The 12,308-nt window shown below is 38.0% G+C and carries 14 protein-coding genes and 1 pseudogene; 9 read left to right on the top strand and 6 right to left on the bottom strand.

What is annotated here, in order from left to right:
* The first annotated feature begins 1 nt into the window (after window position 1).
* The 3 genes from PDT38_RS05950 (at window position 2) to spxA (ending at window position 2,679) form a co-directional block, all read left to right on the top strand.
* A complete protein-coding gene (locus PDT38_RS05950) occupies window positions 2-925 on the top strand; it encodes an ABC transporter ATP-binding protein (RefSeq protein ID WP_270799713.1) in 924 nt (307 codons plus the stop codon).
* A gap of 645 nt (window positions 926-1,570) precedes the next feature.
* Window positions 1,571-2,149, top strand: a complete 579-nt coding sequence (locus PDT38_RS05945) for a GNAT family N-acetyltransferase (RefSeq protein WP_270799710.1) — start codon at window positions 1,571-1,573, stop codon at window positions 2,147-2,149.
* A 134-nt stretch (window positions 2,150-2,283) separates the two neighbouring features.
* A complete protein-coding gene (gene spxA / locus PDT38_RS05940) occupies window positions 2,284-2,679 on the top strand; it encodes a transcriptional regulator SpxA (RefSeq protein WP_270799709.1) in 396 nt (131 codons plus the stop codon).
* A 75-nt stretch (window positions 2,680-2,754) separates the two neighbouring features.
* Here spxA and PDT38_RS05935 read toward each other — a convergent pair whose 3' ends face one another.
* Complete coding sequence (locus PDT38_RS05935) at window positions 2,755-3,399, bottom strand: TerC family protein (protein WP_394356242.1); 645 nt, start codon at window positions 3,397-3,399, stop codon at window positions 2,755-2,757.
* Window positions 3,400-3,580: 181 nt separating this feature from the next.
* Between PDT38_RS05935 and PDT38_RS19400 the strand changes: the two are divergent.
* From PDT38_RS19400 to pepF, 4 genes and pseudogenes are all read left to right on the top strand, one after another.
* Window positions 3,581-3,685: pseudogene (locus PDT38_RS19400) on the top strand (adaptor protein MecA); the annotation flags it as partial.
* A complete protein-coding gene (gene mecA / locus PDT38_RS05930) occupies window positions 3,667-4,302 on the top strand; it encodes an adaptor protein MecA (RefSeq protein ID WP_270799707.1) in 636 nt (211 codons plus the stop codon). The pseudogene PDT38_RS19400 and the gene mecA, both read left to right, overlap by 19 nt.
* Before the next feature lie 361 nt (window positions 4,303-4,663).
* Window positions 4,664-5,815 (top strand): competence protein CoiA family protein, encoded by a 1,152-nt coding sequence (locus tag PDT38_RS05925; RefSeq protein ID WP_270799705.1) that lies wholly within the window; start codon window positions 4,664-4,666, stop codon window positions 5,813-5,815.
* 215 nt (window positions 5,816-6,030) lie between these two features.
* Complete coding sequence (gene pepF, locus PDT38_RS05920) at window positions 6,031-7,860, top strand: oligoendopeptidase F (protein WP_317134948.1); 1,830 nt, start codon at window positions 6,031-6,033, stop codon at window positions 7,858-7,860.
* On the opposite strand, the gene PDT38_RS05915 is transcribed toward pepF, so the two are convergent.
* The 5 genes from PDT38_RS05915 to PDT38_RS05895 form a co-directional block, all read right to left on the bottom strand.
* Window positions 7,861-8,028 carry a hypothetical protein gene (locus tag PDT38_RS05915; protein ID WP_172294154.1) on the bottom strand — a complete coding sequence of 56 codons (168 nt, stop codon included), beginning with the start codon at window positions 8,026-8,028 and terminating at the stop codon, window positions 7,861-7,863.
* Between the two features lie 340 nt (window positions 8,029-8,368).
* The gene (locus PDT38_RS05910) at window positions 8,369-9,241 is read right to left on the bottom strand and encodes a ClpXP adapter SpxH family protein (protein ID WP_270799702.1); all 873 of its coding nucleotides are present in this window, start codon (window positions 9,239-9,241) and stop codon (window positions 8,369-8,371) included.
* Complete coding sequence (locus tag PDT38_RS05905; RefSeq protein ID WP_172294158.1) at window positions 9,238-9,636, bottom strand: globin domain-containing protein; 399 nt, start codon at window positions 9,634-9,636, stop codon at window positions 9,238-9,240. Before PDT38_RS05905 ends, PDT38_RS05910 begins: the two co-directional genes overlap by 4 nt.
* A gap of 263 nt (window positions 9,637-9,899) precedes the next feature.
* The gene (locus PDT38_RS05900) at window positions 9,900-10,547 is read right to left on the bottom strand and encodes a lytic transglycosylase domain-containing protein (RefSeq protein ID WP_270799700.1); all 648 of its coding nucleotides are present in this window, start codon (window positions 10,545-10,547) and stop codon (window positions 9,900-9,902) included.
* Window positions 10,548-10,559: 12 nt separating this feature from the next.
* Window positions 10,560-11,132, bottom strand: a complete 573-nt coding sequence (locus PDT38_RS05895; RefSeq protein ID WP_270799699.1) for a CYTH domain-containing protein — start codon at window positions 11,130-11,132, stop codon at window positions 10,560-10,562.
* A gap of 131 nt (window positions 11,133-11,263) precedes the next feature.
* Here PDT38_RS05895 and PDT38_RS05890 point away from each other — a divergent pair, with 131 nt between their 5' ends.
* Both PDT38_RS05890 and PDT38_RS05885 read left to right on the top strand, forming a co-directional pair.
* A complete protein-coding gene (locus PDT38_RS05890) occupies window positions 11,264-11,629 on the top strand; it encodes a UPF0738 family protein (RefSeq protein ID WP_270799698.1) in 366 nt (121 codons plus the stop codon).
* 31 nt (window positions 11,630-11,660) lie between these two features.
* Window positions 11,661-12,296 (top strand): GTP pyrophosphokinase, encoded by a 636-nt coding sequence (locus tag PDT38_RS05885; protein ID WP_270799697.1) that lies wholly within the window; start codon window positions 11,661-11,663, stop codon window positions 12,294-12,296.
* The last annotated feature ends 12 nt before the right edge of the window (window positions 12,297-12,308 follow it).

Genomic DNA, 12,308 nt, shown 5'->3' with positions numbered 1-12,308 from the left:
TATGGCAGAAAAACTGCTTGAAATTAAGAATTTAAAACAGCATTTTTCAACGCCAAAAGGAATTGTCAAAGCTGTTGATGGAATTTCCTTTGATATTTATAAAGGTGAAACATTAGGGCTTGTTGGAGAATCAGGTTGTGGAAAATCGACAACAGGGCGATCAATCATCCGACTCTATCAAGCGACGTCAGGAGAAGTGTTATTTAAAGGAGAGAATGTTCACGGCAAAAAATCTGCTAAACATCTACTGGAGTTCAACCGGAAAATGCAGATGATCTTTCAAGATCCCTATGCATCGTTAAACCCGCGTATGACAGTAACGGACATTATCGCTGAAGGAATTGACATTCATGGTCTCGCAAACTCGAAAAGAGAAAGACTTGAGCGAGTCCACGAATTATTAACGTTAGTCGGCTTAAATAAAGAGCATGCGAATCGTTACCCACACGAATTTTCCGGCGGACAGCGCCAACGGATCGGAATTGCCAGAGCACTTGCGGTTGAGCCTGAATTTATTATTGCTGATGAACCGATTTCAGCACTTGATGTCTCGATCCAAGCTCAAGTTGTTAATTTAATGAAGGATTTACAAAAGGAAAGAGGACTGACATATTTATTCATCGCACACGATCTATCAATGGTAAAATATATTAGTGATCGGATTGGTGTGATGTATTTTGGCAAGCTTGTCGAATTAGCATCAGCTGATGAATTATACGAAAATCCACTTCATCCATATACACAATCATTGCTTTCTGCTATTCCACTTCCTGATCCAGATCATGAACGGACCCGGGTGCGAAAAACGTATGACCCATCCGTTCATCAACTGACAGATGGAGAAAGCATGGAACTTCGCGAAATAAAACCAGGACACTATTGTATGTGTTCTGAAAAAGAGTATAAAGAGTATCAGTCAAAATAAGTGTCTCTGGGGGGCTGTCCAGTAAGTCGATTTGGGCTTTTGGACGCCTTTTTTACGTTTAACAAACATTGACATATCAGCAAATTCTTTTTTTAAGATTCCGTACCGTAAAATAGGCCTTCGTTGTGCTCTCCATACTCCCCTAAAAGGAAGTTGATATTGCAAACAGGATTCACCCAACCTTTTGGAGTCACCAAATGAGGAGATGCTCAGACTCTTTAAATGGGTTGGAAAACGAGTTCAAGCGCTGCAAAGAATACGCGCTCTAGAACATGCTCTCGATCATTCCTCACCTTCTAATGCCTCCTCCTTTTAAGAGGTGTAGAATAGAATTGCTTTTTGGTAACATCATTTTTGTTTTTACGCTTGGATTCTTCTTGGAAGAACGGTTTCGCAATAGACAAATTTGAAAGGGTCGCCAACTTCACTATATATGCATATCAAACATAAGTTTGAAATCAATTGATCAAAAACAAAGTTTAACAGAGTAAAAAAAAATGAAACCTTCGCAACATACATACGTCTTAGTATATAGATGCCGGCTTTAGGAACATGCTCTTTCATCACTTCCGGTCGTTTAAATTGAAATGGAAGTGGGTATATGTAAAGTGTGAATCATTATAATAATTGAGAAGGAGCAAACGAATGGCCTGGTATGACAAACTAAGTGGATATTTTCCGGTTGAAGAGATGAAATCAAAAGAACATATGGAGGCGTTACTAAAAGAACGAGATGATATTTACCAAAAAGAAGAAGGTAGACACTATGTTTTGATGTACGCCGAGTTTGATTCTTTTATTTTTATCGACTATTTATTCGTTTCAAGAGATGCGAGAGGCCAAGGGCTCGGGACGAAACTAATTGAGAAACTGAAAAAGAAAAACAAACCGATTCTTCTTGAAGTTGAACCCATTGATGAAGATGATATTGACACAGCGAAGCGTCTGAAATTTTATCAAAAGGAACACTTTAAACATGCTGAATCTATTGGTTATCGGCGCAGATCATTGGCTACCGGTAAGGTTAGTAAAATGGAGATCTTGTATTGGACTCCCAAATCTAATACAGAAGAAGAAGTGTATGAAGCTATGAAAGAGACATACGAAAAAATCCATACTTACAAAGATGAAAAATGGTATGGCGAACCTTTTGAAGATGTTGAGGATGTATTAGAAATTGTTGAGGATAAAAAGACGAAAAATATTTTTGATCAATTAAACTAATCACTCAAAAAATTACGATATCCTCTGTTAATACTTACTTTTTTATAGTATAATACTCTATAAAGATTACTTTTTTATACTTATTTCAATTTAAAAACAGTTATTTCATTCTATTTTTCAAGGAGTGAAGAATTATGGTTACATTATATACATCACCAAGTTGCACGTCATGCAGAAAGGCGCGCGCGTGGTTAGAAGAGCACGATATTCCATATACAGAAAGAAATATTTTTTCAGAGCCTTTATCAATTGACGAGATAAAAGAAATTTTACGGATGACAGAAGATGGAACAGATGAAATTATTTCGACACGCTCTAAAGTGTTTCAAAAGCTGAACGTCAATCTTGAAACCATGCCTCTTCAAGAACTTTACCAGCTCATTAATGAACATCCAGGCCTTTTGCGCCGACCGATTCTCATCGATGAGAAACGATTACAGGTAGGGTACAATGAAGACGAAATCCGTCGATTCCTTCCTCGTAAAGTGCGTACATTCCAATTAAGGGAAGCGCAACGTCTTGCCAATTAAGCATCTTAAAGAAACTGCAGAAGGCTGAAAATTCGGCCTTCTTTTTTGGTTCCCCACCCCGTATTAAAAAATGACTTATGATTTATTACTCAATTGTTCATAATAAATACTGGATAAAATCACAAAAATAACGGTAAGGGTAGGAAGTGCCATCTCAATCGTACTATGTTTCGCCATAAAGTAAGACAGTTCTTGTTCTTTGACGATCATTTCGCCGCCCGTATAGGCAAGCAGTCCGCTGCCAACATATATGAGTAATGGAAACTTTCTCATAGCGACTTGGATGAGCCTGCTTCCCCAAATAATAATGGGGACCGAAATCATTAATCCGAACACAACAAGCCACATACGGCCATGTGATGCACCGGCAACTGCAATGACATTGTCTAAAGACATAAATAAATCAGCAATGACAATAATTTTAATCGCCTTCCACAAAGATGTCCCACTTTTGACATGCTGACTATCCTTTTTTTCAATCAGAAGTTGGTATCCTAAATAAAGAAGGAAAATTCCGCCGAACAATTGCAGATAAGGAACTGTCAATAAATAAACTGCCGTTGTGGTTAACATGATTCTCATTAAAATAGCTATGCATGTACCTGTAATAATCGCTGTTTGTCTTTGCTCAGGAGGTAAATTACGGCTTGCCATTGCAATCACGATAGCATTATCACCGCCGAGAATCATATCGATCCCTATGATCATCAATAGAGGCATCAGTAACTCTTGTTCCACCCCATGGCACCTCACTTTCTCTATCCGGACATTTGTTGCTTGTACTCATGATATATATGAAAGATGACGAAGATTATGTTAAGGTAGTCTATTTCTTAAATGTTTTATGACTTTTTGCTCATAAAACATTTTTAAAGGAGTTTTAGGAAAGATTAAGAAGTAGACGTATTGGGTAAAGTGTAGTAAAGTACAATTAACTGGGAGCTTAGTTATCCCTTCAACATCTCGACAAGAAGGGAAGGTTGGCAAATGGAAATTGAGAGAATAAATGAACATACCGTTAAGTTCTATATTTCTTATGGTGATATAGAGGATCGCGGATTTGACAGAGAAGAAATTTGGTACAATCGAGAACGCAGTGAAGAGCTCTTTTGGGAAGTGATGGATGAAGTGCACGAAGAAGAAGAGTTTGCCGTTGAAGGCCCCCTTTGGATTCAAGTGCAGGCTCTTGATAAAGGGTTGGAAATTATTGTGACAAGGGCCCAGCTTTCAAAAGACGGGCAAAAGCTTGAACTGCCGATTCCTGAAGATAAAAAGCAAGACACAGAGGAAACGCTTGACGCTCTTTTAGAAGACTTTAGAAATGAAGAACAAGAGGAAGAACAAAAGCTGCAGTTTGTTTTAAAATTTGCTGATTTTGAAGACTTGATCTTACTATCTAAAATGTCTGTTAGCGGTTGCCAAACTACATTATATTCTCATGACAATCGTTATTATTTATTCGTTGATTTTGAGGAACTGCCTGATGAAGAGGTTGAGAACCAACTGAGCATCTTGCTTGAATATGCCTCAGAATCAAAAATGACAATTCACATGCTTAATGAGTATGGAACACTAATTGTGGCAGATGATGCCCTTCATACAATAAAAAAACACTTTGCATAATAGATCAACCTTTCTCATGACCGGGAAAGGTTTTTTATGTGAAAAATCGGGAGCGATCTCGGATGATTGTTGTTTGGAAAGAATGATGAGACGTTCTATATTATGAGAAGCAAAAACAGGGAAAATGAAGGTGTGTTACCATTCTGGTGGGACAGCGCATACAAGGAAAGATAAATCATCACGAAAAAAGTCCTGTCATATTCCCAAGCACCAGAAGCAAAATTCAAATTATGAGTAGTCAGTTTTTTAGCGGTTGGAGATTTCCACCGCTTTTCTACTTTCAAAACTCTTTTTTCTTATTAAGAAAGGAGAGCTTTTTTCTTTTGGAGAATACCTAAAGAATAGAAAGGAGAGATGATATGTGCTGTCTGCAATAATGAAAGAAGGTCAGCTCATTTGTTTGGGAGACGGATACAGGGCTAATGAACTGAAGAGATTACGAACCAGCCATTCTTTTTACTGTCCGGTCTGCCACCATGAAGTGAAACTGAAAGTTGGTGAAAAAAGAATCTATCATTTTGCACATCAACCTGATGCAGCTTGTCCTGTGTCCTATGAACAGGAAAGTGTTTATCATTTACAAGGAAAACAGCTTCTTTATCAATGGCTTAAAAAGCAAGGGCTAAAACCAGTCCTTGAACCATATATAAAGAAGGTTAAGCAAAGACCAGATGTATTGGTGAAATGTGGAATGAAGATGATTGCAATTGAATTTCAGTGTGCAACTCTCAACTTGACAGATTATCAAAAACGGACGACTGGACTTGTTGAACTTGGGATTGACCCCATTTGGATCATCGGTGGAAATCGTGTCAAACGATTGGCTAACAGCTTTTTTCAGCTTTCAGAGTTTCATTGGCAGTTCGTACAGAGAAAAGAAAAACATTCAAAACTTTTGTTTTTTTGTCCAGAACAAAAAGCTTTTCTCATACTTGACCAGTTAACCCCATTTTTGAAAAATAAATCATCGGCATCAGTCACCTATCTTCCGCTTCAACAGACGAGAGTAACTTCTTTCATGACTTCATCTAAAAGGTGTTCATCCCTTCAGCTTAGTGGCTGGAAAAGAAACCTTCTTCATTTCCGGACAACATCCCACCGTTTTTTCACAAAGGACACAAAGCAAATGATGGAGTTGTTTTATCAAAAGCTTCACATTTCGCTTCCTTTTTTCCCTTCAGAAGTGTTTATTCCCGTTCCTTCAGGTTCTATTTTTTCACACCCGGTGTTTGTCTGGCAAGGCTATCTTTACCTTTATATGATAGATCGCTCACCTTTTCGCCTAGATTCTGCTGTTTGCTATATGCATCAACTGATTCAAACAAAGCGGCTTAAACTAAGATGGAATCACCGGGAGAAAGTAATAGATGCAGTCAATGAGTATGCTTTTTACCTGTACAAGAAAGGTTTTTTAAGCAAAAAGCAAAATGTTTATGACGTTAATCGACCGCTCTACAAGGAGTCGTGTTTAGCAACTCTTTTAAAAAGGGATGCTTATTATTTTTCTGAATGATCATGAAGCCTTTCGTTTACTCTAAATGAAAGGAAGGTGGTGGCGGTATTTTGTATCAGGTGAAAAGCTATCTATTTTGTTTTCTGTTTGCAGCATCAAGTGTCATTTTTTCGGCATATGATTTGACAAAAGGAGGTCAAAAAACAGAAGATAAACACAATACAAGTTTGTTGAGCATCAATGGACTTGGAGTAAAGAAAGCGAGGGGATTGACATTGACAGAAGAAAATCAAACGAAAAAATTGCCGGCAAGAAGTGAGGTGAACGAAGCAGACACTTGGAGACTTGAGGATATTTTTCCATCCGATGACGCTTGGAACAAAGAATTCCAAGCAGTTAAAGATCTGCTGCCAAAACTCTCCGAATTTAAAGGGAAGCTCAGTCATTCAGCCGATGATTTATATGAGGCTTTGACACAGCAGGATAAGGTTATGGAAAGGTTGGACAAATTATATGCGTACTCACATATGCGCTATGACCAAGATACAGGAAATTCAGTTTATCAAGGCTTAAATGACAAAGCGGCAAACCTTTATAGCCAGGCTGCGAGTATAACAGCCTATATGGTACCCGAAATTTTAACGATTCAGGAAGAAAAACTCCAGCAGTTTCTTTTAGAAAAAGAGGAATTAAAACTTTACTCCCATGCTCTTGAAGAGATCACTAAAGAACGCCCACATGTATTAAGTGAAAAAGAAGAAGGTCTATTAGCTGAAGCTTCAGATGTTCTAGGCAATTCTTCAACGACATTTAGCTTGTTTAATAACGCTGATCTTGAATTCCCGGAGATCACCGATGAAAATGGGGAAAAACGACAAATTACCCATAGTAACTTTGTCCCCCTTTTAGAAAGTGCTGATCGCGATATTCGCCGCAGTGCATTTAAAGCGGTGTATGGTACATATGACCGCTACAAAAACACTTTGGCTTCAACGTTAAGCGGTGCTATCAAAAAACATAACTTTTATGCAAAAGTGAGACAGTATCAGTCTGCAAGAGAAGCAGCATTGTCACGCAACAGCATACCTGAAGAAGTTTATGATCATCTTGTCAAAACGATCAATCAACATTTACCACTTCTTCACCGTTATGTAGCACTTAGGAAAAAAGTACTCGAACTTGACGAGGTCCATATGTATGACTTGTATACTCCGCTTGTTAAAGGTTCAGGTATGAAAGTGTCATACGATCAAGCGAAAGATTATATGTTAAAAGGTCTTGCTCCTTTAGGAGAAGATTATGCATCCATCTTAAAAGAAGGATTAAATAACCGTTGGGTCGATGTTTATGAAAACAAAGGAAAACGAAGTGGTGCATACTCATCTGGAGCGTATGGAACAAATCCATATATCATGATGAACTGGCAAAATAACGTAAATGAGCTGTTTACACTTGTTCATGAATTTGGCCATTCTGTGCACAGTTATTATACAAGAAAAAATCAACCATACACATATGGAGATTACAGCATCTTTGTCGCTGAAGTTGCTTCAACAACAAATGAAGCTTTGTTAGGTCATTATTTGCTGAATACGCTCAGTGATGAGAAACAGCGTCTTTATATTTTGAACCACATGCTTGAAGGGTTTAAAGGAACGGTTTTCAGACAGACCATGTTTGCTGAGTTTGAACATGCTATCCATGTTAAGGCTCAAGAAGGAGAGCCGCTAACTCCTGACTTGTTGTGTAAGATCTATTATGATCTAAATAAAAAATATTTTGGTGAACAAATGAAAGTTGATCAGGAGATTGCTCTTGAGTGGGCAAGAATCCCTCATTTTTATTACAATTATTATGTCTATCAATATGCAACAGGCTATAGTGCCGCCCAAGCTCTCAGTCAACAAATTTTAAATGAAGGAAAACCAGCAGTCAAACGGTACCTTGAATTTTTGAAATCCGGAAGTTCGGATTATCCAATTGAAGTGCTGAAAAAAGCGGGAGTCGACATGACCTCATCAGAGCCGATTGAAGCAGCATGCAAAACATTTGAAAAACAGCTGAATGAAATGGAAGAGCTTATTCAAAAATTGAATAAGCAGTGATTAAAATCCTTTAAATGACTTTCGTTGATTAAAACGGTTAATTGTAAAAAGAAGCGAGACAAACAAAAGGGGAGATGTAATATAAAGCGGGAGCATATTCATCAATCCTAAAATATTTAAACAGAAAAAAACCAATGTTGTGATCAGCCCTAACATAATATGCAGCATTATTAACCTCCTATAGTCTGATAAAAAATAACAAGCTTAACTTGTTATTTCATTATATGATGACGTGCTATTGGTTATGTTTTATGACAAAACTGTGAAAACTAATAAAACTAGTTGTCAAAAGTCGACATGATTTGATATTATAAAGATGTGAAATTGATCACAAACAAACATTTACCCCTTTGTTTGACCGTGAAAAATTTCTCCCATCCCCTTTGTTGTCGTTAAGACATATTAGAAACCGCGCTTATCCCGGCGCGGTTTCTTTATACCTTAAAAAAGAACATTTGTTCCTTTTTGGGGTAAACATAAACACGGGTTTTTTTACCCGTGTTTATGTTTACATGGATTGTTCCGTTTCTGCACCACTGTTAATGTAGCGCCAAAATAACCCATGTTTAGCATTAATTTTTTTGACCTTTTGAGCAAATGCAAGCTTTTTCATTTCGCGTTCGACTTGTTCAAGAGTCCAATCAAAAACGACGGCGATTTCTTGATCAGCAACGAATTGAAAGTATTCAACAAATAATTCAAGCGGAGGGGTTTGGGATGGTTTAGGTTCGTCACCAAGCATCTCAAAAAGTACCTCTTCATATATATCATAAGAATAATGTCCGGTTACTTTCAGTCCTTCTTTTTCGTGCAGACTATTGAAAAAGGTCAATGTTGGAACAGATGTGACCTCCATTTCGGCAGCGATTTTCAAATCGCATTGAAGAGCTTTAACGGCACTTTGTGAATAAAGGTCTTTTTTAAATTCAGCTAAATCAAGCTGTGTTCTTTCTGCAATATGAAATAGCACTTTTTCATCGGTTATATCCTGTTTGTTAAGAAACAAACTCTCCTGCAAATTTCTTAAAAACTGAACCCCAGCTGTTCTACCTTGCAATTCTGCGGCTTTAAGCGCCAGAGAGGTAAGGTATGGAGCGGAATTTGTTTGATCACAAGAGATGTTCGACCAACGATTTGTCTTACCCCAATAATGTTTTATACGATGTTTTTTGCGCTTTTGAAAATTCAACGCTGAGAGGCTACAGGCAGTTATGATCCGCAATGTGAAAAATCGTCCATAACGAATTTTTAATTTTTTTATTGCGGGCTCAAGAGCCCAGCATTCCGCAGATAAAGGATCGATAAACATATAAATTTCCATCGGTTTCTGCGGATGTCCGTGGCAATGGGAGAAAAATTGGTCACGCTGTTTAAGAGTCAATGTGAACCATCCTCCATTTTTGGCTGGTTTACCATATGCCTAGCTGTTAAGGTCAATCTTTCGAACAGAAAACTCCTGATTTCACCGTCTAAACCGACTCGATTCATAGCTTCATTCATACACGAAAGCCATGCATCCGCACGTTCAGGTGTAATCGGAAATGGAAGATGCCGCGCCCTTAGCATTGGGTGTCCGTGTTCTTCTGTATAAAGTGGTGGCCCGCCTAAATATTGGGTTAGGAACTGTTTTTGTTTACGTGCTGTATCTGTCAGGTCATCCGGAAAAATTGGAGAAAGAAGCGGATGCCGTTCTACAAGTTCATAAAAAGTATCAACAAGTTGCGATAGAAGTTCTTCTCCAATCGCTTCATAAGGTGCGTTAAACGATTGTCCCATGTTGACTACTCCTTTTAATATACTAATAGGAAAAAGTGCCGATTCCTATTGCAAAAAAATATTTATGTCCTTCATCATTTATGGTTTCATAATTGTATATACTTATTTTAGCAACACCGTTTGATTTCTACAAATAAACCGACTTTTAATGCAGATCGTTTTGTATCAAATATCATATCATAAACGCTTGAAAAATGTCTGGTTTTTGAATTGGGGGATGTTTAGAGGAAAAAGAAAAAACCAGAAAGCGAGGTACTTTCTGGTTATGCAAAATAATTTGCTGTGACTTTTCTTACATAATTTTGTGTTTCTCTAAATGGAGGGATGCCTCCATGTTTTTTCACATTTCCTGGTCCGGCATTATAAGCCGCTAATGCGAGCGAAACATTTCCACCGAACTTATCGAGCATTTGTTTTAAATACTTTGTTCCACCTTCAATATTCTGAACAGGGTCAAAAGCATTGTTAACACCAAGCGATCTTGCTGTTGAAGGCATAAGCTGCATGAGTCCCATTGCTCCGGCTGGGCTAGTTGCTTTCTGGCGATAACCGGATTCCTGTTTAATCACAGCATGGATCAGTTTTTCATCAACATCATATTTTGCAGCAGCCTTTTTAATCATGTCATCAATATCTCCGTTATCCTGCCCTGCAAATGAGACCGGATGGTTCTGAAATGAAGGAGAAACAGGTGTTAGGGAAGGTGTAGCAGTATTGAGAGTTTGCGTACCCATCATCATCTCAGGATAAACGGCTCCAGACGTTTGCTGCAAACCGCCTACATTGCTTAAATATTGATTTAAAACAGCGCTGAAATCAAAGCCTGTCTCTTTTGTATCGCTACCTGGTGTCTGATTAAACGACCGTAATGCCTGAAGTTCCATAAGGGCGGCCATATATTTGACGTTCATTATTTTCCCACCTTATTGATTTTGAGAGTTTTGCTCATAAAAACGGACGATTTTATTTTTTGTAGGACGTGTTGGGATTCCAAAAGATCTAAGGAGCTTTTGGAAATCAGCTTTTCCCTGATGATAGTCTGTGACTTCAAATTCAATTTCATAGTCCTCTACCATTAAGTATCGGCTATGATCTAAAACAATTAAGCCCTCAGGCAGTTTTTTTTCTGCGCGTTTTGTCATGAGCATACCGAAATATTGTAAATGCTCTGGCTCAATACCTAGACAAATGAGCCGATCATATACAGGCCCTTTTGGAATGTTGAACTTCTCATAATGAATTGAGGATGGCAATTGTTGGTGTGTTTCCATTAGCCCGACTGGAGCTGGCTCTTTTAGTGTCAGCACATGTCCATCCTGTTTTTGGCGAATTCTTAATGCCGCAGCTTTTTCTTTGAGAGAAAAGTGAGGCGTATCATAATAATAGTTTTTCTGTGTGAAAAACTGTGAAGAAGTAAATTGGTAAAAAGTTTTTATTTGTTCAAACTCTTCTTTTGTCAGCATATTTTTAAATTCTATCTCAAGTTCTTGGCTCATTTTTAAATTTTGTCATCCTTTCAGCAACTAAAAAATACATTTTTCTTATTATCTCTTGAGATGGAACGTTTATCAATATGGAACATGATATGCTAAAATAAACTTGTATCTTTTATGTAAAGGGGATCACTATGCAAAACAGAATTGAAATCTTAGAGGCAAATCTGCAACATGACCGACTCGTTTTGATCAGTCAAATCCAAGATGGTCAAGATCGGAAAGCAACCAGTCGGATGCTGGTAGATTCTGATCATTTTGCATTTGTATACATACTTGAGCAAGAAGATTCATTCCAATATGTGATGTTGAATGAAATACTTTGGCCTAAGGTAAAACAGGCATTTGCTGCAGAGGTTCCTGTGTTTCTTAAGATGGGGAAACAGGAATTAGAGCTTAGCGGCTTTCATGAAGAGCTTGAGTATTTGCTAGAAAACATTAAAGATAATGCAAATTATGGCGAAGAAATGGAAGAGAGAGTTAAACAGATATTCCTCTAGAAAAAAACGTGATCAAATTGGGGGAAAGTTTATGGATGAAAAACAATGGGAGTATTTTTTAGCGCCCTATCGGCAAGCTGTGGAAGAATTGAAAGTTAAATTGAAAGGGATCAGATCCCTTTATGAATATGAAGAAGAGCATTCACCGATTGAATTTGTAACGGGTCGGGTAAAGCCTGTGCCGAGTATTCTAGAGAAAGCAAAACGAAAAAACATTCCATTACATAATATTGAAAGTATGCAGGATATCGCCGGTCTTAGAATTATGTGCCAATTTTTCGAGGACATCCACGGTGTCGTGGGGATGTTGTTAGCGCGAAAAGACTTTGCAGTCGTCGATAAGCGCGATTACATCAATGAACATAAAGAGAGTGGTTATCGTTCCTACCACCTTGTCGTATTATATCCACTCCAGACTATCCATGGAGAAAAACAGATCTTGGTGGAAATCCAAATTCGAACACTGGCGATGAATTTTTGGGCAACGATTGAGCATTCTTTAAATTATAAGTACAGTGGCAATATTCCAGAAAAAGTGAAACTACGGCTTCAGAGAGCTTCGGAAGCTGCTTCAAATCTCGATAAAGAAATGTCTGAGATCAGAGGCGAAATTCAAGAAGCACAAGTGGCTTTCTCAAGAAAGAAAAAGAATGAGGATGATGGCTAGGGGTGAGATGGG

Source organism: Bacillus changyiensis (assembly GCF_027706145.1).
Lineage (GTDB): Bacteria > Bacillota > Bacilli > Bacillales > Bacillaceae > Bacillus > Bacillus changyiensis.
This window is presented reverse-complemented; position numbering and strand designations above follow the sequence as displayed.

What these genes read in the sequence shown, in the direction of transcription:
- PDT38_RS05950 (WP_270799713.1), top strand. Translation starts at nt 2, where the DNA reads ATGGCAGAAAAACTGCTTGAAATTAAGAATTTAAAACAGCATTTTTCA.
- PDT38_RS05945 (WP_270799710.1), top strand. Translation starts at nt 1,571, where the DNA reads ATGGCCTGGTATGACAAACTAAGTGGATATTTTCCGGTTGAAGAGATG.
- spxA (WP_270799709.1), top strand. Translation starts at nt 2,284, where the DNA reads ATGGTTACATTATATACATCACCAAGTTGCACGTCATGCAGAAAGGCG.
- PDT38_RS05935 (WP_394356242.1), bottom strand. Translation starts at nt 3,399, where the DNA reads ATGCCTCTATTGATGATCATAGGGATCGATATGATTCTCGGCGGTGAT.
- mecA (WP_270799707.1), top strand. Translation starts at nt 3,667, where the DNA reads ATGGAAATTGAGAGAATAAATGAACATACCGTTAAGTTCTATATTTCT.
- PDT38_RS05915 (WP_172294154.1), bottom strand. Translation starts at nt 8,028, where the DNA reads ATGCTGCATATTATGTTAGGGCTGATCACAACATTGGTTTTTTTCTGT.
- PDT38_RS05905 (WP_172294158.1), bottom strand. Translation starts at nt 9,636, where the DNA reads ATGGGACAATCGTTTAACGCACCTTATGAAGCGATTGGAGAAGAACTT.
- PDT38_RS05900 (WP_270799700.1), bottom strand. Translation starts at nt 10,547, where the DNA reads ATGAACGTCAAATATATGGCCGCCCTTATGGAACTTCAGGCATTACGG.
- PDT38_RS05895 (WP_270799699.1), bottom strand. Translation starts at nt 11,132, where the DNA reads ATGAGCCAAGAACTTGAGATAGAATTTAAAAATATGCTGACAAAAGAA.
- PDT38_RS05890 (WP_270799698.1), top strand. Translation starts at nt 11,264, where the DNA reads ATGCAAAACAGAATTGAAATCTTAGAGGCAAATCTGCAACATGACCGA.
- PDT38_RS05885 (WP_270799697.1), top strand. Translation starts at nt 11,661, where the DNA reads ATGGATGAAAAACAATGGGAGTATTTTTTAGCGCCCTATCGGCAAGCT.